Below are 24,060 nucleotides of genomic sequence, written 5' to 3' on the forward strand. Positions count from 1 at the left end.
GGTTCCGACCTTCGACAAGCCAGAACCTAGGCAGGACAACGGCGTGCGCCAAAAACGACGCGCCCAACCACCCACAGACACGTCACAAGACCCATGAATATGACTCTGAGGTATACCGCTCACTACCGCATCCGCCCCCACGGAGGTGACTGACGGTCACCGCCGCCTGGCGACGCATACGGTAGAGACACTAAACAAGAAGGCCCAGATCCCGAGTGGGAGCCATGCCGTCTTGCGGCTCCGGGTCAGTGCTGCTTCGCGAACTGAACGAAAGAGCGCCAGGTCTGGGCGCTGAAGTTGGGCGTTCCGCCGTCGCTGTGCAGAATGCGGGGGCTGCGAGGGCTTTTCGACGCGGCCGACACAGCCGCGAACACCGACATCCCCGCACCGTTCGACGCGGAGGCATTCCTGGTCAGGATCCGGCGGCGTCGCGCAGAGCGCATCGTCGACCTGGCCGTGACGCGCGACGGCGGGGAGCCGCTCGGCCTCGTCGCCCTGCACGTGGCAGGCGGTGAACGGGCTGGGGGAGTCGAAGCTGCTCGAGACGTGGTGGTGGACCGCGCCCGGGTTGACCGAACGCTGAGCAACGGGCGCGACGTCCCCGATTCTCCGTCGCTCACTCGTCGATCGATCGGCCATCCTCCGGATCGTCCGGGCTCGGCGCGGACGGGGGTGTGTAGCCGAGTTCGCACGAGATCTGGTTCGCGGTCTCCAGCAGGCGCGGCAGGTTGCTCTTCAGTTGGTCGAGGTTGGCGATGACCTCGATCGCCGTGATCGAGGCGGCGGCGATGACCTGGCCCCGTGAATCCCTGATCGGCGCGGCGACACACATCACGTAGGCGTCGTGCTCGCCGTTGTCCGTGGCCCAGCCGAGTTCGCGGATGCGGACGAGTTCGGCGTCGAGGGATTCGTGGTCGGCGAAGGTGGTGTCGGTGAATCTCTCGAAGACGACGGGGGAGAGCAGGCGGTCGCGTTCCTCCGACGGCAGGTACGCCAGGATGGTCTTGCCGACGGCGCTCGCGTAGATCGAAACCGCCCGACCCACCCGGGACGGCAGTTTGACGGCATCGAACGCCGGGCTGTCGACCTTGTCGATGTAGATGATCTCATCGCCGGTGAGTTGTGCCAGGTGCACGGTGTGGCTGGTCTCGCGCTGTAGTGCGCGCAGGTGCGCGGCCGCGAACTGACGCAGGTCCATCGAGCCGAGCGCAAGCTCGGACAGCTCGATCAGCCCGCTGCCGAGCACGTAGGTGCCCGCGCCGGTCCGGCGGACGAAGCGCGCGGATTCCAGTGTCTGCAGGATCCGCAGGGCCGTGGACTTGTGCACGCCGAGCACGTCCGCCGCCTCGGTGAGCGACAGCGGGTGCTCCGCCGATCGACGAATGAGGTCGATCGCACGGCGAATCGATTGCGCCAAGGCTATGCCTCCCCTCGAAGCGACGGGCGAGCCCATCGCTTGCGTTGCAATATGTGCAATGTAGACGACGCGATGCGCAACCGCCACTTGACACCGTTGCGCATGGCGCTACGATCGTTGCAAATTCATCCCGAAGACTCTGACTCGTAACACTGGAGTAACGATGGGTAACCAGCGCGCTCACGTCGGCATCGCCAGGGCGACATGCGCCCTCGGCTTGGTCGCCGCTCTTTTGACTGGCTGTGGCTCCGACGGCGATTCGGGCGACGGCGTCACCAAACTGACCTTCGCCGCCTCGACCTTCGGCGACCCGGGCCGCGGACCTCTGCTGACCAAGTGGCTCGACGAGTTCAACCAGAGCCAGACAAAGGTCCAGGTCTCCGCCGCGGCGGTGCCGTACCCGACCTTCGGTCAGACGGTGCTCACGCAGATGGGCAGCGGCAAGGGCCCCGACCTGGTCCGCTTCGACATGCCCGAGTTCGAGGCCGCCTCGGACGCCGGCCTCGTCGCACCGCTCGACAAGGTGATCGACGCCGGCAAGTACGACCTGCTCAAGCAGCCGGACCAGTTCATGGTCCACGACGGTGTCCGGCACGGCGTCATCTTCGAGGCATCGAACTACGCGATGTTCTACAACGCGGACCTGATCCCGACGCCGCCGACCACCTACGAACAGTTCGCCTCCACCGCCAAGTCGCTGACCAAGGGCGACGTCTTCGGCCTGGCGTTCCGCCAGACGGAGGCCGAGGAGGCCGGCGTGTGGCAGGACATCTTCAACTACGTCTACGGCTTCGGCGGCGCGTGGTCCGACGGCAAGAACCTGACGATCAACTCGCCGGAGAACCTCAAGGGTCTGCAGGCGTTCAAGGACCTGTACGACGCGAAGGTGATCCCGCGCGGAGCGGACGCGGCGACGTTCCGGCGGATGTTCGCCGAGGGCAAGGTCGGAATGGAGCTCAACAACGGCGGCTACGTGACCGCCACGCGCGGCCAGAACGCGAAGCTGAACTTCACCGTCGCGCCCATCCCGTTCCCGGTCCGCAAGCAGGGCGCGATCCTCGCGCCGATCGTGATCAACGAGGCGAGTGAGGGCAAGGACGAGGCCGGCACCTTCATCAAGTGGGCGCTGGAGCCGCAGAACCAGGTCAAGCTGCAGGAGATCCTCGGCGCGAGCAGCGTCGCCACCACCACGCAGCGCAGCCCGGAGACGCTCAAGGCGACCCCGTTCCTCACCGTCTTCGACGGGCTCACCGAGACCAGCCTGCCGCAGATCGTCCTCGGGTTCGAAGCCAAGACGCCGGACATCCGCAAGGTGGTCGTGCAGAACGTGGTAGCGGCCCTGCAGGGTAAGGCCGACCTGAAGTCGGCGCTGGACCGCGCCCAGCAGCAGGCGACCGAACTGGTCCGCTGACAGTTCGACACGGCGACGCTGCCGGCGCGACGCGACATGCGCCGGCAGCGTCCTTCCTCAAAAGGATCGAACCCGATGACTGTGGTCGAGCAGACCGGAGCACCGAAGACAACACCCCGAGCCCGGCGTCGGCCCAGCCCCCTGGGGAGCAAGTGGACGCCGTACCTGTTCCTGGCCCCCGCCGCACTGTTCATCCTCGTCTTCCAGGCGGTGCCTCTCGTCCAGGAGGTGTACCTCAGCTTCACCCGGACGAGACTGCTCAACCCGACAAAGAGCGAGTGGGTCGGGCTCGACAACTTCAACCGGATCTTCGGCGATCCCGAATTCCACAGCACCCTGCTGATCACTCTCGTCTACGTGCTCACCTGCGTCGTGGTCGCGATCGGTGCCGGGCTCGTCGTCGCGCTCCTGCTCAACCGGAAGTTCCGGGGCCGGGGTGTGGCGCGGGCGCTGGTGACCGTCCCCTGGGCCGCGCCCGGCATCGCGGTCGCGCTCATCGCCACCTGGATGCTCAACGCGCAGTACGGGATCGTGAACCGGTTCCTCGACGCGGTGGGACTCGGTGTGCCGGGTGGCGCGATCCTGGACAGCTCGCGTTACGCGCTCCCGGCGGTGCTCGCGACCACCATCTGGCAGCTGTTCCCGTTCACCTCGGTGGTGCTGCTCTCCGCACTGCAGTCCGTTCCGCAGGACCTCAACGAGGCAGCGACAGTGGACGGCGCGGGACGATGGGCCACCTTCCGGGCCGTCACCTGGCAGGTCATCAAGCCCACAGTGGGACTCCTGGCGCTGCTGATGACGATCTGGTCGCTGCGGCGGTTCGAGCTGATCTGGTTGATGACCAAGGGCGGGCCGGTCGGCGCCACCGAGACGCTCGTCATCGACCTCTACTCGCAGGCGTTCGACTCGAAGGAACTCGGATCGGCGGCGGCCATCGGGATGGTCGGCGTCGTCATCTCACTGATCGTCATCATCGGCAGCCGACTGGTCGCCCGTGCCGTGGAGAAGGAGCACGCCCGATGAGGCGCTTCCGTTTCGGTGTCACCGCACGGATCGTCGCCGTGCTCGTCGTACTCGGTGTCGCGGTGTTCCCGCTGTACTGGATGTTCGTCACGGCGCTGTCGAGCAACAGCGACCTCTTCGCCGACCAGCCCCGGCTCACGCCGGACCTCGGCCAGTTCGGGGTGTTCGTCGACGCGCTGGCCGAGGGCAAGGCGGCCGGGTGGCTGCTGAACAGTCTGATCATCGCGGTGGGCACGATGGTCCTCTCGGTCGGCCTGGGCATCCCGCTGGGTTACGCGCTGTCCCGGTTCTCGTTCGGCGGCAAGGCCGTGCTGACCGTCGTGCTGCTGTTCACGCAGATGCTGCCCGAGGCGCTCATGGTCGTGCCGTTGTTCGCGCTGTTCCGCCGCTTCGAACTGCTCGACTCGCTGACCGGCCTCATCCTCGTGAACTCCGCCTTCGTCCTGCCGATCGTCGCGCTGATCCTCAAGGGCGCGATCGACGGCATCCCGAAGGAGTTGGAGGAGGCGGCGCGCGCCGACGGCGCCCGGCCCTTCACCACCCTGACCCGCATCAACGTGCCGCTGATCGCGCCGTCGATCGCGGCGACCGCGGTCATCGCCTTCTTCCACGCCTGGAACGAGTACGTGTTCGCGGTGACGTTCATCTTCAATCCGGACCTGCAGCCGGCCTCCGTCGGCATCGCGAACTTCATCGGTGAGCTGGGCACGCCGATCCAGACGGTGATGGCCGTCGCCTTCCTGTTCACGCTGCCCGCCGTCGCCTTCTACCTGCTTGTGCAGAAGTACGTGGTGTCCGGCATGACGGCCGGCGCGGTGAAGGGTTGAGCCGAAAAATGAAGATCGTCTCCATCGACACACTTGTCGTCGACTTCTACCGCACGAACCTCGTCATCGTGCGCGTGCACACCGACGCGGGGATCATCGGGCTCGGTGAGGCCACCCTGGAGGGCAAGGAACGGGCCGTCCAGGGCGCCATCGCCGAGCTGGCCGAGGCCGTCGTGGGCCTGGATCCCACAGGCATCTCGAAGATCCTCTACGAGACCGCGCGGGACTGGTACTGGCGTGGCGGGCCGGTCATCATGACCGCGTTGAGCTCGCTGGAGATGGCCCTGTGGGACATCTCGGCGCGCGACCTCGGTGTTCCGGTCTCCCGGCTCCTCGGCGGCGCGACCCGGGACCGGGTGCGGGCGTACGCGAACGGCTGGTTCTCCGGTGCCGTCACGCCGGAGGACTACGCGGCAGCCGCGCGTCGGACGGTGGAGTCCGGCTTCCGCGGCCTCAAGTGGGACCCGTTCGAGAACTACGACCTCACCATCACCACCGCGCAGTTGGATCGGGTGCTCGCCCAGATCGGCGCCGTCCGTGGCGCGGTGGGCCGTGAGGTCGAGCTGTTCATCGAGGGGCACGGTCGCTTCGACGTCCGCCACGCGATCAAGGTCGCGAAGGAGATCGCCCAGTTCGACCCGGTGTGGTTCGAGGAGCCGTGTCCGCCGGACAATCTCGACGCGCTTGTGGACATCCGCCGCGCGTCGCCCGTGCCCATCGCGGCGGGGGAGCGGTGGTACGGACGGCAGGGCTTCGCGCCCGCCCTCGCCCGCCAGGCCGTCGACTTCGTCCAACCCGATGTGACCCACGCGGGCGGGATCGCCGAGCTGGCCTTCATCGCGACGCTCGCGGCGACCAGCTACGTGGGGTTCGCGCCGCACAACCCGAGCGGCCCCCTCAGCACCGCCGCGACGCTGCAACTCGGGGCGACACTGCCCAGCTTCCGGTACCTGGAGATCATGGCGACGGACGTGCCGTGGCGACCCGAGATCACCAACGAACGGCTGGTGCTGACCGCCGACGGCGACGTGCTCATCCCGACCGGGGTCGGCCTGGGCATCGAGTTGGACCTCGACGCGATCGAGCGGCACCCGTTCACACCGCATCCGCTCCGGATGTTCCAGGACGCCGTCTACGACATCCGGCCGCGAGACGAGCGATCCTTCTTCAACCTGGAGAGCGGCTCATGACGGTGCCACAGCCCCGGCGGCAGCCCGACGGGGCGGACTGGTTCGGGACCGCCGCCGAGGCGCTGCCGGACGACGTCGACGACAGTGTCCTCATCGGCCGGATCTGGGACCCGGCCGGCGACGGCCCCTCACCCGTGGCCGTCCGAGACGGTCAGGTCATCGACCTCAGTCAGCGGTTCCCCACCATCCGGGACATCTGCGAACTGCCCGACCCCGCCGCGACGGTCTCCGGGCTCGACGGGCCGCGGCTGGGCGACTTCGGCGAGATACTGGCCAACACGGCTGCCGCGACCCGCGACCACACCCGGCCCTGGTTGCTCGCCCCGGTCGACCTTCAGGCTCTCAAGGCCGCCGGCGTGACCTTCGCCGTCTCGATGATCGAACGCGTCATCGAGGAACGGGCCCGCGGAGATCTGGCGCTCGCGGCGGACATCAGGCAGCGGATGCTCGCCGACATCGGCGCCGACCTGCACAGCCTGACTCCGGGCTCGGCCGAGGCCGACCGGCTCAAGAGCCTGCTGATCGCCGAGGGCGTCTGGAGTCAGTACCTGGAGGTGGGGATCGGACCGGACGCCGAGATCTTCACAAAGGGGCAGGTCCTCTCCGCCGTCGGCACCGCCGTCCCGGTGGGGGTGCTCGCCGCGTCGACCTGGAACAACCCGGAACCCGAGGTCACGCTGATCATCCAGTCCAGCGGCCGGATCGTCGGCGCCACCCTCGGCAACGACGTGAACCTGCGGGATGTCGAGGGCCGCTCGGCGCTTCTGCTTCCCCTGGCGAAGGACAACAACGCCTCGTGCGCCCTCGGTCCCCTGATCCGGCTGTTCGACGAACGGTTCGACCTGGAACGGGTGCGCGAGCTTGAGGTGAGCCTGGACATCCGTGGCGTGGACGGCTTCCACCTGGAGGCGGTCTCGGAGATGACGCGGATGTCGCGCGACCCGGCGGAGCTGGTGCGGCAGTTGATCGGCCCGCACCACCGCTATCCCGACGGCGCCGCCCTGATGCTCGGCACGATGTTCGCGCCCACCCAGGACCGGGACCGCCCCGGCGAGGGCTTCACCCACAAGATCGACGATGTGGTACGGATCGCCTGCCCGGCTCTGGGCACCCTGGTCAACCGGGTGCGGCACGCCCAGGAGTGCGAGCCGTGGCAGTTCGGCGTCCGGGATCTGATGGGCAATCTGGTAAGGAGAGGACTGCTGTGAACATGGTCAGCACTGTCGACCCCCGGGACGGCCGAACCCGCACGACGGATCTCAGCGAGACCGACGAGGCTGGGCTGGAGGCGATCACCAGCCAGGCGCCCCAGGCGGCGCAGTGGCTGTCCGGCCTGGGCAGACTCGGCCGAGCGGACCTGCTGGACGCGATCGCCGCGTCCCTGGAGGCCCGTCGCGCTGACCTGGTCGCGGCGGCGGAGGCGGAGACCGGTCTGAGTCACGCGCGACTCGACCAGGAACTCACCCGGGCGGCAGTCCAGTTCCGGATGTTCGGTGACGTGCTGCGCGACGGGGGCTACGTCGAGGCCGCCATCGACCACGCCGCCGACACACCGCTCGGACGCGGCCCGGACCTGCGGCGGATGCTCGTACCCCTCGGGCCGGTGGCCGTCTTCGGAGCCAGCAACTTCCCGTTCGCCTTCTCGGTCGCGGGAGGTGACACCGCCGCCGCGCTCGCCGCGGGCTGTCCCACGGTCCTGAAGGCCCACCCCTCGCACCCGCTGACCTCACACGCCTCGGCCGAGGCAATCGCGGCGGCCGTCCGCGACCTGGGCGGGCCCGACGGTGTGATCGCGACAGTGTACGGCGAGCAGGCCGGTGCCTCGCTGGTGCGCCTCCCCACGATCCGCGCGGCTGCCCTGACGGGCTCCGTCGGCGCCGCCCGTGCCATCCAGGCGGCCATCGACGAACGCCCGGATCCCATTCCCCTCTACGCCGAACTGAGCAGCGTGAACCCGATCGTCGTCCTGCCCGGCGCGGCCGCCGACCGGGGCGAGCAGATCGCCGAGGGGCTGTTCACCTCCTTCACCAACTCGGGCGGTCAGCTGTGCACGAAGCCCGGACTGGCGTTCGTCCCGTCCGATCCGAGCGGTGCGCGCCTTGTCGACACGCTGCGGGAGAAGGTCGCCGCCACGGGCGGTGCGATCCTGCTCAACGACCGCATCCGGGCCGCGTACGAGCAGCAGGCGACGGCGTTCGAGCAGGCCGGCGCCCGTGTCTCGGCGAGACCCCAGATCGACGCCGATCCGGGTTTCCGCGTCGCGCCGACGCTCCTGGAGGTCGGTCTGTCGGGGCTCACCGCCGAGATCACCGACGAGTGCTTCGGCCCGCTCCTGGTCGTGGTGCGCTATGACGACGTCGCCGAGCTCGACGCGGTGCTGGCGACCGTCCCACCGTCGCTGACCGGATCCATCCACCGGGGACCCGACGACGACGCCGATGTCGTACGCCGGCTGGTCGACCTGTTCGCCGGCCGGTCGGGTCGCATCGTCTTCGACGGCTATCCCACCGGCGTCCGGGTGTCGTGGGCCCAGCACCACGGCGGACCCTGGCCCTCGACCAACGCCGTGCACACCTCCGTCGGCGCCACCTCGATCCGGCGTTTCCTGCGCCCGCTGGCCTGGCAGGACGCGCCGGTCTGGGTCCTTCCGGAGGAACTACAGGACGGCTATACCGCCATTCCCCGGCGAGTCGACGGGAGGTTGGAGTCAGCGGTGGCATAGCCGCGCCGGTATCCGTTCACCGCACCCATCGAATCGTCGGCCGGCCGCTCGCTGCGGTCTGCCACACGCCGAAGAGGGAGTAGGAACATGCCCGTCGCAGTCCCCCGTCCCCTGCAGCCGCCGCCGAGGCGCCGGCTGCTGCTCGCACTGCTCGCCGCCGTCGCCGTCGCGGCCACGACGGTCGTCGCCCCGGCGGCGTCGGCCGCGCCACCCGCGCGGCTGGGCCCGACCGTCACCCGCACCGACACACCACCGACCGGGTACGAGGTCACCTTCCGGTACCGGGCGCCCGAGGACGTCCAGCAGGTCCACATCTACGGAGACTGGTTCTACTCCCGGCCCGAGAACATCACCTGCCAGGACTGCGGCGACGCCCGGCCACCCGCCGAGTGGCAGCCGGGCGACGTCGCGGCCACCCCGTGGCACATCCTGGCCATGCGGAAGGGCCCGGACGGGGTGTGGACCCTCACCACGCCGCTGCCCGCTGGCACGTTCCGCTACGCGTTCACCCACGACTGCGCCAACGAGTTGGCCACCGGCTGCACGCTGTACGACGACCCGGCGAACCGGTGGCAGATCCAGCCGCAGTACCCGGGCGCGCCCGGTGCGGTACGCAGCACGATCTACGTCCCGGCCAGCCGGAGGTTCCCGACGTACGACACCGGCTACCAGGCGCCGGTGGCCAGGACCGGCCGGTTGGAGTCGCGGCGGTACACCTCGCCGCTGTCGACAAATCCGGCCGGCGTGCACGACATCGTCGTCTACCTGCCGCACGGTTACGACCCCCACCGGGCCACGCCGTACCCGACCCTCTACCTGAGTCACGGCAGTGGTGACCACTCGACCGCCTGGACGATGCAGGGCGTGGCCCACCTGATCCTCGAGAACGCGATAGCGGACCGTGCCGTGGAGCCGATGGTGATCGTGTCCACCGACTTCAACGGCCTACCCGGCGGCAACGAGGGCTACGTCAACGAGCTGCGGAACAACATCTTCCCGTTCGTCGAGCAGAACTACCGCGTCTCCACCCGCGCGCAGGACCGCGCTTTCGCCGGCTTCTCCGCGGGTGGCAGCCGGGCGTACACCCTCATGTACGACCACACCGACCTGTTCGGCTACCACGCCGCCTGGAGCGCGGGCGGACCGGCCGCCACCCCGGCACAGATCGACAGCATGAAGGCGGTGGCCGGCGGCATCATGATCGGCACGGGGCTCCAGGACCGCCTGGGCAACATCGCCGAGAACTCCCAGCGCAACGCGGCCGCCCTGCGGGCCGCCGGCGTCGAACTCGACGAGTACAACGTGCCCGGCGTGCACACCTGGCACGTCTGGCGCCCGCTGCTGGACCACTACCTGCGTACCCTGACGTTCCGGGCCACCACTACCGGTCTCGACGTCACGTCGGCGCCCGCGGGGGCCTCGCACCACAGCACTGTCACCGCCACCGCGACGGTCGGCGCCGTCAGCACCAGCGCCACGGCCCCCTCCGGCCGGGTCGACTTCTCCGCGGGTGACACCCACCTCGGGTCCGCCCCGGTGCACAACGGTGTCGCCCGGCTGAAGAGGATCGTCCATGGTGGACTGGACGCTCCGGTGGTCGCCCACTACCGGGGTGACAAGCTCTTCGACGCTTCGCGGAGCGCACCGGTCGACGCCCGGTAGCACCGGGCTCGACACCCTCCCCGGTGCGGTGGGTAAACCCCGGCCGCCACCTCTGGTGACAGGAGTGGCGGCCGGGGCGCGTCCGACTCAGCCGGTCACGCTGTCGCTTCCGTGGCCCGCATCCGCAGCATGGTCCAGGACGCGGGCGGCAGCGTCAGCCGGACGGCGGCGTCGGCCTGTTGCGCTGTGTCGTTGGGTCGCGGTACGGCGTGGTCCGGGCCGTCGGCGGTGTTCCTGGCGTCCAGGTCGGTGCCGCCGACGGTGACGCACTCGATGATCCCGGTCAGCTGGGCGCCGCTGACGTCGACTGTCACCTCGGCCGGGGTGTCGGTGACGCGGTTGACGAGAAACACAGTCATCTCACCGGTGCTGTCGTCCCAGGTGGAGACCGCGTCGACCGCCGCCACCTCACCGTAGCGGTCGGTGGTCGTCGTGCTGCCGTCGCGGAGCACGTCGAGCACCGCCCCCCGGGCGTGCCGGGCGGTGCGGGCGAAGGGGTGGAAGATGGTCTGACGCCAGGCCGAGCCGCCGGGTTCGGTCATGATCGGTGCGATGACGTTTACCAGTTGGGCCTGGCACGCCGCCGTCACCCGATCGCTGTGCCGGAGCAGGCTGATCAGCAGGCCACCGACGACGACGGCATCGGCCACGCTGTAGTGATCCTCCAACAGCCGCGGCGCTACCGGCCAGTCCTCGCCGCTCGGCGGGGTGGACGGGGTGGCGGACTGGTACCAGACGTTCCACTCGTCGAACGCGATCATGATCTTCTTGGTCGACCGGCGGATCGCCCCGACCGAGTCGGCGATGGCGGTGACGGCGTCGATGTATCTGTCCATGTCCTCGGCGGAGGCGAGGAAGCTGGGCAGGTCGTCGTCGACCGGCTGGTAGTAGGCGTGCAGCGAGATCAGGTCGACGTCGTCGTACGCCTCGGTGAGCACGTCGCGTTCCCAGCTGCCGAACGTGGGCATGCCGAGGTGTGACGAGCCGCAGGCGACGAGTTCGAGATCGGGATCGAAGCGGCGCATGGCCTTCGCGGTCTGCGCCGCGAGGCGCCCGTACTCGGTCGCGCTCCGTTGGCCCACCTGCCATGGGCCGTCCATCTCGTTGCCCAGGCACCACAGCCGGATGCCGTACGGGTCGGCCGCGCCGTTGGCGCGCCGCTGGTCGGCGAGGTGGCTGCCGCCGCGGTGATTGGCGTACTCCAGCAGGTCGACGGCTTCGGCGGTGCCGCGGGTGCCGAGGTTGACCGCCATGATCGGTTCGAGGTCCGCCCTGTCGAGCCAGCTCATGAACTCGTCGAGCCCGAACGCGTTGGTCTCGAGGCTGTGCCAGGCGAGGTCGAGTCGGGCCGGTCGCGCCTCGACCGGTCCGACGCCGTCCTCCCACCGGTAGGAGGAGACGAAGTTGCCACCCGGATAGCGGATCGTGGTCACGCCCAGCTCCCGCACGAGCGCCAGGACGTCGCCCCGGAAGCCGTCGGCGTCGGCCGTCGGGTGCCCCGGCTCGTAGATCCCGGTGTAGACACAACGGCCCAGGTGCTCCACGAACGAGCCGAAGAGTCGACGCGGCACCGGCGCTACCCGCCGACGCGGGTCAAGGCTCAGGCGGGCGGTGTTCACGACGCCTCCCCGGTGACCGTCGGCCCGATCCCGGCCGGCCGGTCCGGCAGGGGCCGGGCTGGCGGTTGGTGGCGGTGGGGGAGTGGACATCCGGTGCCGGCCAGGTGCGTCGGCGCCGTGTCGAGGTGGGGGTTCAGGACGGGCTCCCTTCGGGCGAGGTCCCGACGCCGAGAGCTCTGCCGCGGCGCGGAACCGAGGGGTGGTGGGGTCCGTGTGAGGTCTGGACATCGCGATGGCGGTGGGCTACGTTCTCGATCTATGTAAACGTTACCGATTACGTTTACGGTAGGGAACAGCAGCCAGCGATCAATGTTGGGACGACCCGGGTGACCACTGTCGAGCCGGAGCCCGGCGACGCTTGACCGCCGCACCCGGCGCGCGGGTGCGCGGCGCGTGCGGTGAACCGAATCGCTTATCGGTTGACCGCATTCCATGCCGCTGTGCGGAATGGATTCTCGCTGTCCTCGCGCCCGTTCTTGCCGGGCTGAACAACTGCGGAAATCGCCACTTCCCATTGGCCACCGAGAGTGACCTCGATCGACATTTCCGTGACGATCTCCGGTGCGTCATCATGCCCTCGCGTAGTCCTGGTAGGACGGTGTTCCAAGGGTTGTGGGGGAGCGTGGAGGTCTTGTGCTCGTAACCCCTGTCGGTTACGTTGGCAACACCCTGGAAACGTAACCGATAACGATTGCAGTCCAGAGGGAGCGGCATGATTGAGGTCAATGCGCCGGCGACAATGAGTGATGTTGCGCGGGTTGCCGGCGTTTCCACAGCCACCGTCTCGCGGGTGGTCAACGGACATTACGGCGTCAGTGCCCGCACGATTGCTCAGGTCCGTTCGGCCATCGAGCAGCTCGGCTACGAGTCGAGTCTGGTGGCCACGAGCCTCCGGCGCAGCCGCACCAACGTCCTGGGCCTCGTGACGCACAGCTTCCAGTCGTACACGGCCGAGGTGCTCAAGGGAGCGATGAAGGCGCTGAGCCGCTCCGGCTTCGACCTGATCATCTACGCCAACAGCGACCTCTACGGATCGTATTCGGAGGGTTGGGAGAAGCGGCACATCGCCCGCCTGTCGGGCACCCTCACCGACGGGTGCATCGTCGTCACACCCTGGGGTGAGGTGCAGAGCCGGACGCCGATCGTGGCCATCGACCCGGTGCGCGGCTCGACGGCGCCCTCGGTGACGGCCGACAACCTCGCGGGCGCCACCACGGCGGTCGAGCACCTGCTGGGCCTGGGCCACCGGCGCATCGGGTTCATCGCGGGCCGCTCCAGCCTGGCGTCGGCGTGGTCGCGGGAGGAGGGCTACCGGGCGGCGCTGACCGACGCCGGCATCCAGGTCGACCCGACGTTGATCGGCCAGGGGGATTTCAACCCCGAGTCGGCGACACCGTTGGCGCGGGCGCTGTTGCAACGGGCGGACCCACCGACGGCGATCTTCGCGGCGAGCGACGGGATGGCCCTCAAGGTGCTGGAGGTCGCCGCGGAGTTGGGCTTCTCGGTCCCCGGGGACCTGTCCGTCGTCGGGTTCGACAACATCCCGGAGGCGGCGTTGACCGAACCGGGGCTGACCACTGTGGACCAGTCGATGTACCAGCTCGGGTACGAGGCCGCACGCATGTTGAAGTCGCTGGTGACCGACGAGTGGGAGGGGCCGCGCCAGGTCGTGCTCCCGACCAGTCTCGTCGTCCGCGGCTCAAGCGCGCCACCACGAAGCGCGGCACGAGGGTGACCGACGCCCGCCGCACCGAGCGTTTCCGTCAGGTGCTCCCGCGGCAGGACCGCGAAGGAGGTGTGCACGAAGACCCACGGCGAGATCCACCGATGAGTTGAGCCGGTCCGGCGGGTCGCATCCGCTGCCGGCGCAGGAGAGGAGTGGAACGTGACAACCGCAACGTATCACGGGCGCCTACGCCGATCGGGCGTGCGTCGGCTGTCGGCGGTGTTCACCGCCGGAGTTCTGGCGGCCGCGGCCGTTCTGTTCGCGCCGCAGTCGGCGGCGGCGGCGGAAACGCCGTGGCTGGACGTCTCCCCGGATCGCTACGCCTCGTTCACCGTCCCGGCCGCGTACGTCCAGGAGCACCTGGGCTCGGTGTCGCAGGTCGTCGTCGAGGGCAACATCGGCCCCTCCGCGGCCTGGGCGGAGTTCGGGCTGACCCGGCGCGGCGACGTGTGGTCGGGCATCCTCGGCCCGCTCAAGCCGGGGTTGTATCAATACCGGGTCACCGCAGACGACACCAAGAGCCTCAAGGATCCGACGAACAGCACCGGGGTGGCGTCCGATCCACTTTTGAGCACCTTCCTCGTCCCGGGTGAGTCGGCGCGGTGGCTGGCGGACGCTCCGCCGGGCACCGGCGGCACGATCGCGACCCTGAGCTACCGGACCAGGACCGGGCAGCGATCGGCCCTGGTGTGGACACCACCGGGGTACGCGGCCAGGGGCCCGAAGGGTTATCCGGTGCTCTACCTGCAGTCGGGTGCCGGTTCGGCCGCCACCGACTGGCTCGACCTCGGCCGGTCCAAGCAGATCCTCGACAACCTCTCGGCCGCAGGCGCCATCAAGCCGATGGTGGTCGTGATCAACGACGCCAACGACGCGGACGGCAAGGAGCTGAAGGACCTCCGGAAGGCGGTCGCCGACAGCTACCGGGTCCTGCGCGACCCGGCGCACCAGGCGATCGCGGGCGTCTCCGACGGCGCGACGACGGCGGTCAAGGCCGCGTTGGCCACGCCGGGTCAGTTCGGCTACGTCGGCTGGTTCTCGGGCCAGTCGGTCCCGCAGGTCGACCGGAAGGACGCCAAGACGGTCAACCGCACCGTCAAGGTGTTGCGCCTCTACACGGGGAACGTGACTGATCCCGCGTACAACGCCACCTATCGACTGATGAAGGCGTTGGACCGAGCCGACGTCAGGTTCGAGTTCGACGGGGTCAACCCGGACGGCGGCGCGAACTGGACGACCTGGCAGGAGAATCTCGTCGACTTCGCGCCGCGGCTGTTCCAGCACGTGTCGGACGACGGTCCGAGCCCCGGTCACCGGGGGCTCAAGGGCGAGTTCGCTCCGCCGCCGGCCGGCACCACCCCGACGCCCTTCGTCACCGAGGACGGGTTCGTCACGTTCGAGACCGGCCCGGACTTCAAGGAGGCTCAGCACGTCACGGTGTGGGCGAACATCGCGCCGGGCGGCAGTTGGTTGCGCGTGCCGCTGACCCGCGACGGTGACCGGTGGCGGGCGACAGTGGGCCCGCTGAAGCCCTGGTTCTACTACTACCGGCTGATCGTGGACCGGGTCGCGGTCAAGGACACCTCGAACCCGACGACTGTGACAACGGAACCGACGTGGAGCACCTTCCTCATCCCCGGACCGGGCGCCCGCCTGCTGACGGATGTGCCCGCCGGGCAGGGCGGGAAGGTCGAGAGCATGACCTATCCCAGCACGGTGGCCGGCCAGGACCGCACGGCTCTGGTGTGGACCCCACCCGGGTACGACCCGGGCCGGGCCGAGCCGTACCCCGTTCTCTATCTCCAGCACGGCAGTGGTCAGAGCCACACCGACTGGGTCGAGATGGGACGCGCCAAGCAGATCCTCGACCACCAGTTCCTCGACGGTGACCTCACGCCCATGGTCGTCGTGATGGGCAACGGCAACTCGTCCAACTTCAATCGGGAACTGTTGGAGAACATCGTGCCGACGGCCCGCGCCCGCTACCACATCTCAAGCGAGTCGTCCCAGCAGGCCCTCGCCGGCCTGTCGATGGGCGGCGGGCAGGCGCTGGGGGTGCTGCGGGCCTATCCGGGCGAGTTCGCCTATGTCGCGGCACTCTCGGCCGGGTTCGGCAGCGGCACCGGCGTCGACGTCGAGGCGATCAACAGCAGGACGAAGATGCTGCGCCTGTACGTCGGCGACCGGACCGACTTCGTGTACCCGAGCTTCATGGCGTCCCTGACCACGCTGGACAACCTCGGTATCCGTTACGAGTTCGACGGGGTGACCCCCGGGCCGCATGGCTGGGACGTGTGGCAGAAGAACCTCATCGACCTGGCGCCGCGCCTGTTCAAGCGCTAGGAGCACGTCCACGGCGGCGCCACCGGGGCAGGGCTTCCTGCCCCGGTGGTGCCCGCCCAGCAGGAAACTGTCGCACCGCGATCCCCGAAGGGAAGCACGTCAATGAAGACGAAACGAATGCTCGCCACGGTAACCATGCTCGCGGCCGGGGCCGGGCTCGTCGGCTGTTCCTCCGACGAGGGGGGAAGCGACGCGAGCAACTGCACGAACACCATCACCAAGCAGAACGTGCCGGTCGTGACGATGTGGGGCTGGTACCCCAACACCCAGCTCGTCGTCGACAACTTCAACAAGCTGCACGACGACGTGCAGGTCTGCTGGACCAACGTCGGGCAGGGCGGCGACGAGTACGACAAGTTCCAGACGGCCATCTCGGCGGGCACCGGCGCGCCCGACGTGATCATGGTTGAGGCGGATCGGATCCCGACCTTCCAGATCCAGGGCGCGCTCATCGACATCAAGAAGTACGGCTTCGACGCGGTCAAGGCCAACTACGGCGAGGGCGCCTGGAAGGACGTGTCGGTCGGCGACGCGGTCTACGGCGTCCCGGTCGACGGTGGCCCGATGGGCATGATCTACCGGAAGGACATCTTCGACAAGTACAAGATCACCCCACCGAAGACCTGGGCCGAGTACGAGCAGGCCGCGCAGAAGGTGAAGGACGCCGGTGGCCCGCTGTTCGGGGATCTGGGCGCGAACGTCCCGGCGGTCCTGATGGCGCTCCAGATCCAGAAGGGCGCCTCGCCCTTCACCTTCGATCCGGCGCAGCCGAAGGCGATCGGCGTGAAGCTCAACGACCAGGCGTCCAAGGACGTGCTGGACTACTGGGGCGGCCTCGCCAAGAAGGGCCTGGTCGGGACGCAGGACCAGTTCACCCCGGAGTACATCTCCGGCGTGATCAACGGCAACTACGCCACGTACATCTCGGCGGCCTGGGCGCCCGGCTATCTCACCGGCGCGGGTGTCGGCAAGGGCCAGGACACCGGCAAGTTCGCGGTGGCGCCGCTGCCGCAGTGGGATGCGAACAACCCGGTGCAGGTCAACTGGGGCGGGTCGGCCTTCTCGGTGACCAAGCAGGCGAAGAAGCCGGAGCTGGCGGCGAAGGTCGCCTACGGGCTCTACGCCGACAAGGAGTCGCTCACCGACGGTTGGACGAACCAGATCATCTTCCCGCTGAACCTCACGGCGCTCAAGGATCCCGCGTTCGTCGACCTGAAGGTGGCGTTCTTCGACGGTCAGCAGGCGAACAAGGAGGTCTACCTTCCCGCCGCCGAAGCCTACAAGGGCGTCGCCTACGCACCGTTCGGTCAGTACTACCTCGACGCCGTGACGAAGCAGGTCAGCGAGATCATCAAGGGCTCCGTCACGGGTTCGCAGGCGGCCGACAAGCTCCAGGAGGACGTGGCGAAGTACGCCAAGGAACAGGGCTTCACCGTTCAGTGACCGGATGGGTGGGCCGTGCCGCCGCTCGACGGCCGGCCCACCCACCCACGACCCGCAGCGTCCACGTCCCGGAGACCAAAGATGACACTCCTGACCGAGCAGCGCACACCGCGTACTCGCACTGAGACGCGCAAGATCCGTGGCAAGGTGCACCTCCGCGAGCACCTGATGGGGTGGTTCTTCGTCGGGCCATTCGCTGTCGTCTTCCTGGCGTTCCTCATCGCGCCGCTGGGATACGCGCTGTACCTCAGTCTCTTTCAGAAGAAGCTGATCGGCGGCACCAGCTTCGTCCTCTTCGACAACTACGTGAAGGCGTTCACCGACCCGAGCTTCCTGTCCGGGGTGTGGTTCGTCATCCGCTTCTCACTCGTCGCCATCCCGGTGCAGATCGCCATCGCGCTCGCGATGGCGCTCATCCTGGATGCGGTGACGTCAGTGTTCGCGCGCTTCTCCCGCCTCATGATCTTCCTCCCCTACGCGATCCCCACGGTGATCGGGGCGGTGATGTGGGGGTTCCTCTACAGCAAGGGCTTCGGCCCGCTCACCGACATCTTCGGGATGTTCGGGGCCACCGCACCCGACTTCCTGAGTAGCAACCTGATCTTCTACGGCCTGCTCAACGTCGTCACCTGGCAGTGGGTCGGTTACTACATGATCATCTTGTACGCGGCGTTGCAGGGGGTCGACCCGACGCTCTACGAGGCCGCCCGGATGGACGGCGCCGGACGGTGGCAGGTCGCGGTGCGGATCAAGATCCCGCTGATCGCGCCCGCACTGATCCTCATCCTGGTCTTCTCGCTCATCGGCACCCTGCAGTTCTTCAACGAACCGCAGATTCTGCGGTATCTCGCCGCCGGCACGATCGGGTCGGACTTCACCCCCAACATGTACGCGTACCAGCAGGCGTTCTCACTCGCCAACTTCAACTACGGATCGGCGATCTCGTTCGCCCTCGGCGGCATCGTGTTCATCTGCGTGTACGCATTCCTGTTCTTCACCCGCAAGCGGAGGAGTTTCCTCTGATGGCCAACCGCACAAGCGTCAGCGCAGGCCCCCGCCGACCGCAGCGCTACCTGCCTCTGCAGATCCTTCTCGGCTTCATGGTGATCTACTTCCTCGTACCGTTCTGGTGGGTGATCGTCAACAGTTCCAAGGACGCACCGGGACTGTTCGGCGGAGGCAACACCCTGTGGTTCTCCGACCAGATCGACTACGTCGGCAACCTCCGGCAGCTCTTCACCTACGACGGTGGCATCTACCTGCGGTGGATCCTCAACTCCACGCTGTACGCGATCGCCGGTGGAATCGGCGCCACGGTCCTGTCGGTGATGGCCGGCTACGGCTTCGCCAAGTACCGTTTCGCCGCCCGGCGCTTCAGCTTCGCCGTCGTGCTCGGCGCGCTGATGGTGCCCGCCACCGCCCTGGTCATCCCGACCTTCATCATGTTCTCCCGGCTCGGCCTGACCAACACGGTCTGGGCGGTGATCCTCCCGTCGCTGCTCAACCCGTTCGGCGTCTACCTGATGCACGTGTACGCGCGGGACGCCGTGCCCGACGAACTGCTGGACGCGGCACGGGTCGACGGCGCGGGGGAGCTGCGCACGTTCTTCCAGATCGCTCTCCCGCTGATGCGCCCCGCGGTGGTCACCGTGCTCCTGCTGTCCGCCGTGGCGTCCTGGAACAACTACTTCCTGCCGCTGGCCATGCTCTCCGACAACCGGCTCTTTCCGGTGACCGTCGGCCTCGGCCTCTGGCAGGGCATCGCCTCCGCGAACAACTCGGGAGGCACCTCGCTGTGGAGCCTCATCATCCTGGGCTCGCTCGTGTCAGTGATTCCACTGGTCATCGCGTTCTTCAGCCTGCAACGGCACTGGCGCGGCGGGCTGTCCGTCGGCGGCCTCCGGTAGGTACCACCCCTGATCGCCGCGCACCCACGCGGCCGCACGGATGACAGAGAGGTGTGCTGATGTCGACGACGGATCGTCCGCTGCGCAGCGGGCAGTGGTTCGGTGCGGAGGGCCGCAACGGGTTCATCCATCGCTCCTGGATGCGTAACCAGGGCTTCGCGGACGACGTCTTCGACGGTCGCCCGGTGATCGGCATCGCCACCACCTGGTCGGAGCTGACACCCTGCAACGCCCACCTTCGCGACCTGGCCGAATCGGTGAAGCGGGGCGTGTGGGAGAGCGGCGGCCTGCCGCTGGAGTTTCCCGCCATGAGCCTGGGCGAGCCCCTGATGCGACCCACGACCATGCTCTACCGCAATCTGCTGGCCATGGAGTTGGAGGAGTCGGTCCGCGCCAACCCGCTCGACGGGGTGGTGCTGCTCTCCGGCTGCGACAAGACCACGCCCGGCCTGCTGATGGGCGCGGCGAGCGTCGACCTGCCCACCCTGATGATCACCGGCGGTCCGATGCTGAACGGCAAGTTCCGGGGCCAGGACATCGGCTCCGGCACCGTCGTCTGGCGTTTCACCGAGGAGCAGCGGGCCGGCCGGATGACCGCAGCCGACTGCGCGGAGGCGGAGGTCGGCATGTCCCGCAGCCGGGGCCACTGCATGACCATGGGTACCGCCTCCACGATGGCCTGCGTGACCGAGGCGTTGGGCGTGCAACTGCCGGGAGCGGCAGCCGTGCCGGCGGTCGACTCACGGAGGTACGCGCTCGCGCAGGCCGCCGGCCGTCGGATCGTCGCCATGGTCGAGCAGGACCAACGGCTGTCCACGGTGCTGACCCGGGAGGCGTTCGAGAACGCCATCCGGGTCAACGCCGCGATCGGCGGTTCCACGAACGCCGTCGTCCACCTGCTGGCGATCGCCGGACGCCTCGGCGTCCCGCTGTCCCTGGAGGACTTCGACACTCTCACCTCCGACGTGCCCATGCTTGTCAACCTGATGCCGTCCGGGGCGTACCTGATGGAGGACTTCGCCTACGCGGGGGGTGTGCCGGCGGTGATGAACGAGATCGCCGGGCTGCTCCACATGGACCACGTCACCGTCAGCGGACAGAGCGTCGCCGACAACATCAGCGGCGTGCAGTGCTGGAACCGGCAGGTCATCGGCACCCTGGCGGAGCCGTTCCAGCCCGCCGGCTCGGGCACCGTGGTGCTACGCGGGTCACTCGCGCCGTCCGGGGCCGTGCTGAAGGTCTCCGCCGCCTCCGCGCACCTGCTCCAGCACACCGGGCCGGCGCTCGTCTTCGACCGGATCGAGGACTACGTCGTCGCCGCCGACGATCCGGACCTCGACGTCACCCCGGACACGGTGATCGTGGTCCGCAACGCCGGCCCACGCGGCTATCCCGGCTTCCCGGAAGTCGGCAACGTGCCCATGCCACGACGGCTGCTCGCCGCCGGCATCACGGACATGGTGCGGATCTCCGACGCCCGGATGAGCGGCACCGGGTACGGCACCTGTGTCCTGCACGTGGCCCCGGAGGCCGCCGTGGGTGGCCCGCTCGCGCTGGTGCGCACCGGCGACCTGGTCCGGGTCGACGTCCCGACGCGGCGCCTGGACCTCCTGGTCGACGACGCGGTGCTCACCCAACGTCGCGCCGGCTGGCAACCGCCACCGCTGACGGCCGACCGGGGCTGGGCACGGCTGTACACCGAGCACGTTCTGCAGGCCGACCAGGGCGCGGATCTCGACTTCCTCGTCGGCGGCAGCGGCAGCGCCGTACCCCGCCACTCGCACTGACCGGCGGGAGCCCCAGCGCGGCTGGGGCTCCCGTCATCGTCCGCAGGCCCCGCACGCGCCGCGGGTACGCAGGTGGTAGTCGCTTGACCCCGCGACGAGACCGAGCCCCAGGACGCAGTACGCCGACATCGCCACCCAGAGGAACGTGTCGGAGAACTCGCTGACCGAGCCGGACAACAACTGCGCCAGCCCCATGCCGAAGTACGCCACGATGCCCACTCCGAGCCCGAAGCCGGGCACCAGCAACAGCAGACGAGGGATCGTGCGGCCGGCGAGCAGCGGCACCCACCCCGGCCAGACCTCACCCCAGCCGTGTACGAGCGCCAGCGGCAACAGCCCTCCCGCCAGCAACAGGCCGACCTCCAGCCCGATCACCGAGGCGTCCTGGATGAGGCCGTCGAACCCCACAGCGACCTGTGCCGCGAAGCGCACGACGAGGCCGGCCACCGCGGCGTACGCGGCCCAGCGCGCCCACCGCGCGGGGACCGCGCGTCGGTGACCGGGTCGGACGGTCCGGCAGCACTCCGGGCAGTCACCCCGGGTGCGCCGCTGATAGCGCGAGGTGGCCAGGCCCAGCAGGGCCGCTCCGGTCACGCAACCCAGCCGGCTGGCGAACGCCGTCAGGTCGAAGTCCGGGCTGACAGTGAACAGCAGGAGACCCACCAGCTCCGGCAGCAGGATCGCGGCGGCCGCGACCAGCGCCCCGGTGACCGCCCAGGCGACTCCCGCGAGCACCGGCCGCCACGTCGGCGTTCGGTCCAACGCAACCGCCAGCACGGCCGCGGCCAGACACAACGCCACCGACCGCCAACCGGTGAATCCCAACAGGTCCGACCCGAACTGCCGAAACTCCGGAGCCTCGCCGACGGCCCACGCCAGACGCACGCCCCCGTATGCCACAGCCCAGCCGAGCACCGCGTACGTCAGGCCGTGGCCCGTCCTGCGGGCGATTGGTGTCGCCATGCGTCCGATCCTTCCGCTGCCCCGGCGCGGGCGAACCCCGCCGACAGGGGAGGTGCTCCCCCGCCGGAGGGATCTGCTCCGGACGCCGATGACAGCCCCCGCTGCTACGGTCACCGGCGCTGACCTGGCACCCCGCCGAACCTCGGCCCGGACGCAACCCGACGGTCGTCCGGACCCGTCGAGCTTGCGGAGGAGGGAGCCTCAATGATGGATGCCGAACGGGAGTTCGTGGAGTACGTCTCCGCGCGACTGCCGAGCCTGCATCGGACCGCGTTCCTGATGTGTGGCGATGCCCACTTGGCCGACGACGTGGTGCAGCAGACGATCACGGCGTTGTACGCGCACTGGCGCAAGGTCAGCCGGGCCGACAACGTCGACGCGTACGTGCACCGGATGCTGGTCCACAAGCTCGTCGACGAGAAGCGGTTGAGCTGGTCGAAGGTCCGGTTGTTGGGGTCGACGCCCGAGCCGGAGCGCCCGGTCCTGCCGCACGACCAGGTGGCCGAGCGGGACAGCCTGGTCGCCGCGCTCGCCCACCTGCCCCGCGGCCAGCGCACCGTCCTGGTCCTGCGGTTCCTGTGCGACCTGTCGCTGGCCGACACGGCCGCCGCGATGGGCTGCTCCGAGGGCAACGTGAAGTCGCAGACGGCTCGGGCGCTGGCGGCGATCCGCCAGGTGCTCGACGTCACCGAGATGGCCGGGAGGAATTCGAGATGACCACGTTGGACGATCAGCGGATCGCCGCACTACTGCGATCGGCGCCGGTCCCCGAGCCGCACGTCGACGTGGACCGCGCGATCCGCGACGGCCGGCGTCGCCGCCAGCGCCGCCGGGTCGGCGGCTTCGCCACGGTGACCGTACTGGCCGGGCTCGCCGCCGTGGGCACCGTCCAGCTCGGCGGGGTCGCCGGCGAGCCCGCTCCGGTCCCGCCGGCCCTCGCGGCGTCGCCGACCGTGTCCGTGTCGACCGCGCCGGCCAGGCTCACCTGCGCGGCGTCCATGCTGCCGCAGCCGATCCTCGGTCCGGTCGCGGTGGCGACCGGTGTCGACCCCACCGGGCGGCACATCGTCGGTGACATCGGCACCGGGAACGAGGACGGGCGGGTCGTGCTGTGGACCGACGGCCGGGCAAAGGTCCTGCCGGCCACCGCGCGGCACGGGGCCGCGGTCAACGCCGGCGGGTACGTGGTCGGCACCAACGGCGACGGCACCGGCTGGGTCTACCGGGGTGGATCACTGCGTTTCCTGACCACCCCGCCCGGCTACGACGCGGTCCTGGTGCACGCGGTCAACGGCCGGGGTGACATCGCCGGCACCGCCCGGGGAGCCAACGACTCCCACCGTGCGGTGCTGTGGTCCGTGGACCGCCCGCAGCAGTACCGGTTGCTCGGCCGACCGGGATCCGCGGCGACCGGGATCACCGAGGACGGCACTGTCGTCGGCACGTCGGGCGACTCGCCCTACCGGTGGACGCCCCAGGGCGTCGGGGTCGCGCTCGCGGTGCCCGACGGCTACCCGCGCGCCTCGGTCGACTCGGCACGCGGCAACTGGGCGATCGGCATGGTCCCCGGTGCCGAGCGGGATGGCGCCGTGCGGATGCTGCCGGTGCGGTGGAACCTCACGACCGGGGCGGCGAACCTGCTGCCGTTCCCCTCGGCGAACGGGATCGCCGGCAACGGCGACCTGCTGGTCGGTGACACCGAACCGTTGATCGTCGCCTCGGACGGCACGTCGCGCAGGTTGCCGGGCCGGCCCGAGGTCCCGACCGGGGCGGGCACCTACACGGCCAACGGGATCAGTGACGACGGCCGGACCGTGGTCGGTGCCGTCTACGAGAACGAGGCGTACCGGCCGCTGGTGTGGCGCTGCACCTGAGACCGCGAAGGCGACCCGCCCACGTTGCGGTGGGCGAGGGCCGGGTCGGCGTCGACGTCGCGCAGGAGTCGGCGCGGCACCTGGACGTCACCACCATCCCCACCAAGATCGGTCCACAGGACATGATCGACGCGCTGCCGACGATC

General features: G+C 69.2%; 18 protein-coding genes. 15 read left to right on the forward strand and 3 right to left on the reverse strand.

The genetic code is table 11. From position 1 onward, the window contains the following. Positions 1 to 616: 616 nt before the first annotated feature. Positions 617 to 1,504, reverse strand: coding sequence for an IclR family transcriptional regulator (locus tag ABZU25_RS32950; protein ID WP_355033264.1), 888 nt, complete (start codon positions 1,502 to 1,504; stop codon positions 617 to 619). A gap of 76 nt (positions 1,505 to 1,580) precedes the next feature. Here ABZU25_RS32950 and ABZU25_RS32955 point away from each other — a divergent pair, with 76 nt between their 5' ends. From ABZU25_RS32955 to ABZU25_RS32985, 7 genes are all read left to right on the forward strand, one after another. Beyond that, positions 1,581 to 2,828, forward strand: coding sequence for a sugar ABC transporter substrate-binding protein (locus tag ABZU25_RS32955; protein WP_355033265.1), 1,248 nt, complete (start codon positions 1,581 to 1,583; stop codon positions 2,826 to 2,828). A 75-nt stretch (positions 2,829 to 2,903) separates the two neighbouring features. Then, positions 2,904 to 3,851, forward strand: coding sequence for a sugar ABC transporter permease (locus tag ABZU25_RS32960; protein ID WP_355033266.1), 948 nt, complete (start codon positions 2,904 to 2,906; stop codon positions 3,849 to 3,851). Then, the gene (locus tag ABZU25_RS32965; protein ID WP_355033267.1) at positions 3,848 to 4,678 is read left to right on the forward strand and encodes a carbohydrate ABC transporter permease; all 831 of its coding nucleotides are present in this window, start codon (positions 3,848 to 3,850) and stop codon (positions 4,676 to 4,678) included. Before ABZU25_RS32960 ends, ABZU25_RS32965 begins: the two co-directional genes overlap by 4 nt. Before the next feature lie 8 nt (positions 4,679 to 4,686). Next, entirely contained in the window at positions 4,687 to 5,868 is a 1,182-nt protein-coding gene (locus ABZU25_RS32970; protein WP_355033268.1) for a mandelate racemase/muconate lactonizing enzyme family protein, read from the forward strand. Beyond that, the gene (locus tag ABZU25_RS32975; protein WP_355033269.1) at positions 5,865 to 7,076 is read left to right on the forward strand and encodes a fumarylacetoacetate hydrolase family protein; all 1,212 of its coding nucleotides are present in this window, start codon (positions 5,865 to 5,867) and stop codon (positions 7,074 to 7,076) included. Before ABZU25_RS32970 ends, ABZU25_RS32975 begins: the two co-directional genes overlap by 4 nt. Before the next feature lie 2 nt (positions 7,077 to 7,078). Continuing rightward, complete coding sequence (locus ABZU25_RS32980) at positions 7,079 to 8,590, forward strand: aldehyde dehydrogenase family protein (protein WP_355033280.1); 1,512 nt, start codon at positions 7,079 to 7,081, stop codon at positions 8,588 to 8,590. 87 nt (positions 8,591 to 8,677) lie between these two features. Continuing rightward, positions 8,678 to 10,252: an alpha/beta hydrolase-fold protein gene (locus tag ABZU25_RS32985; RefSeq protein ID WP_355033270.1), complete on the forward strand. Its 1,575-nt coding sequence runs from the start codon at positions 8,678 to 8,680 to the stop codon at positions 10,250 to 10,252. A gap of 95 nt (positions 10,253 to 10,347) precedes the next feature. Here ABZU25_RS32985 and ABZU25_RS32990 read toward each other — a convergent pair whose 3' ends face one another. Then, positions 10,348 to 11,871: an alpha-N-arabinofuranosidase gene (locus ABZU25_RS32990; protein WP_355033271.1), complete on the reverse strand. Its 1,524-nt coding sequence runs from the start codon at positions 11,869 to 11,871 to the stop codon at positions 10,348 to 10,350. A 739-nt stretch (positions 11,872 to 12,610) separates the two neighbouring features. Here ABZU25_RS32990 and ABZU25_RS32995 point away from each other — a divergent pair. The 6 genes from ABZU25_RS32995 to ABZU25_RS33020 all read left to right on the forward strand — a co-directional run bounded on the left by ABZU25_RS32995 (position 12,611) and on the right by ABZU25_RS33020 (position 21,077). Next, positions 12,611 to 13,606 carry a LacI family DNA-binding transcriptional regulator gene (locus ABZU25_RS32995; RefSeq protein WP_355033281.1) on the forward strand — a complete coding sequence of 332 codons (996 nt, stop codon included), beginning with the start codon at positions 12,611 to 12,613 and terminating at the stop codon, positions 13,604 to 13,606. Positions 13,607 to 13,756: 150 nt separating this feature from the next. After that, complete coding sequence (locus ABZU25_RS33000; protein WP_355033272.1) at positions 13,757 to 15,940, forward strand: alpha/beta hydrolase-fold protein; 2,184 nt, start codon at positions 13,757 to 13,759, stop codon at positions 15,938 to 15,940. Positions 15,941 to 16,042: 102 nt separating this feature from the next. Continuing rightward, a complete protein-coding gene (locus tag ABZU25_RS33005) occupies positions 16,043 to 17,383 on the forward strand; it encodes an extracellular solute-binding protein (RefSeq protein ID WP_355033273.1) in 1,341 nt (446 codons plus the stop codon). Positions 17,384 to 17,464: 81 nt separating this feature from the next. Continuing rightward, positions 17,465 to 18,406, forward strand: a complete 942-nt coding sequence (locus ABZU25_RS33010) for a sugar ABC transporter permease (RefSeq protein WP_355033274.1) — start codon at positions 17,465 to 17,467, stop codon at positions 18,404 to 18,406. Further along, positions 18,406 to 19,290, forward strand: a complete 885-nt coding sequence (locus ABZU25_RS33015; protein WP_355033275.1) for a carbohydrate ABC transporter permease — start codon at positions 18,406 to 18,408, stop codon at positions 19,288 to 19,290. Before ABZU25_RS33010 ends, ABZU25_RS33015 begins: the two co-directional genes overlap by 1 nt. A gap of 59 nt (positions 19,291 to 19,349) precedes the next feature. Then, complete coding sequence (locus tag ABZU25_RS33020) at positions 19,350 to 21,077, forward strand: IlvD/Edd family dehydratase (RefSeq protein WP_355033276.1); 1,728 nt, start codon at positions 19,350 to 19,352, stop codon at positions 21,075 to 21,077. Between the two features lie 33 nt (positions 21,078 to 21,110). On the opposite strand, the gene ABZU25_RS33025 is transcribed toward ABZU25_RS33020, so the two are convergent. Next, complete coding sequence (locus tag ABZU25_RS33025; protein ID WP_355033277.1) at positions 21,111 to 22,040, reverse strand: hypothetical protein; 930 nt, start codon at positions 22,038 to 22,040, stop codon at positions 21,111 to 21,113. Positions 22,041 to 22,244: 204 nt separating this feature from the next. On the opposite strand from ABZU25_RS33025, the gene ABZU25_RS33030 reads away from it, so the two are divergent. Both ABZU25_RS33030 and ABZU25_RS33035 read left to right on the forward strand, forming a co-directional pair. Next, complete coding sequence (locus tag ABZU25_RS33030; RefSeq protein ID WP_355033278.1) at positions 22,245 to 22,757, forward strand: SigE family RNA polymerase sigma factor; 513 nt, start codon at positions 22,245 to 22,247, stop codon at positions 22,755 to 22,757. Beyond that, positions 22,754 to 23,914, forward strand: coding sequence for a hypothetical protein (locus ABZU25_RS33035; protein WP_355033279.1), 1,161 nt, complete (start codon positions 22,754 to 22,756; stop codon positions 23,912 to 23,914). The genes ABZU25_RS33030 and ABZU25_RS33035 overlap by 4 nt, the downstream gene beginning before the upstream one ends. The last annotated feature ends 146 nt before the right edge of the window (positions 23,915 to 24,060 follow it).

The sequence above is a fragment of the Micromonospora sp. NPDC005215 genome (genome assembly GCF_040607915.1).
Taxonomy (GTDB): Bacteria; Actinomycetota; Actinomycetes; order Mycobacteriales; family Micromonosporaceae; genus Micromonospora.

Bases quoted from the DNA above. Each gene is read 5' to 3' on its own strand.
- ABZU25_RS33030 (WP_355033278.1), top strand. From the start codon at position 22,245: ATGATGGATGCCGAACGGGAGTTCGTGGAGTACGTCTCCGCGCGACTG.
- ABZU25_RS32960 (WP_355033266.1), top strand. From the start codon at position 2,904: ATGACTGTGGTCGAGCAGACCGGAGCACCGAAGACAACACCCCGAGCC.
- ABZU25_RS33020 (WP_355033276.1), top strand. From the start codon at position 19,350: ATGTCGACGACGGATCGTCCGCTGCGCAGCGGGCAGTGGTTCGGTGCG.
- ABZU25_RS33025 (WP_355033277.1), bottom strand. From the start codon at position 22,040: ATGGCGACACCAATCGCCCGCAGGACGGGCCACGGCCTGACGTACGCG.
- ABZU25_RS32970 (WP_355033268.1), top strand. From the start codon at position 4,687: ATGAAGATCGTCTCCATCGACACACTTGTCGTCGACTTCTACCGCACG.
- ABZU25_RS33005 (WP_355033273.1), top strand. From the start codon at position 16,043: ATGAAGACGAAACGAATGCTCGCCACGGTAACCATGCTCGCGGCCGGG.
- ABZU25_RS32955 (WP_355033265.1), top strand. From the start codon at position 1,581: ATGGGTAACCAGCGCGCTCACGTCGGCATCGCCAGGGCGACATGCGCC.
- ABZU25_RS32995 (WP_355033281.1), top strand. From the start codon at position 12,611: ATGAGTGATGTTGCGCGGGTTGCCGGCGTTTCCACAGCCACCGTCTCG.
- ABZU25_RS33035 (WP_355033279.1), top strand. From the start codon at position 22,754: ATGACCACGTTGGACGATCAGCGGATCGCCGCACTACTGCGATCGGCG.
- ABZU25_RS32975 (WP_355033269.1), top strand. From the start codon at position 5,865: ATGACGGTGCCACAGCCCCGGCGGCAGCCCGACGGGGCGGACTGGTTC.
- ABZU25_RS32980 (WP_355033280.1), top strand. From the start codon at position 7,079: ATGGTCAGCACTGTCGACCCCCGGGACGGCCGAACCCGCACGACGGAT.
- ABZU25_RS32965 (WP_355033267.1), top strand. From the start codon at position 3,848: ATGAGGCGCTTCCGTTTCGGTGTCACCGCACGGATCGTCGCCGTGCTC.
- ABZU25_RS33010 (WP_355033274.1), top strand. From the start codon at position 17,465: ATGACACTCCTGACCGAGCAGCGCACACCGCGTACTCGCACTGAGACG.
- ABZU25_RS33015 (WP_355033275.1), top strand. From the start codon at position 18,406: ATGGCCAACCGCACAAGCGTCAGCGCAGGCCCCCGCCGACCGCAGCGC.
- ABZU25_RS32985 (WP_355033270.1), top strand. From the start codon at position 8,678: ATGCCCGTCGCAGTCCCCCGTCCCCTGCAGCCGCCGCCGAGGCGCCGG.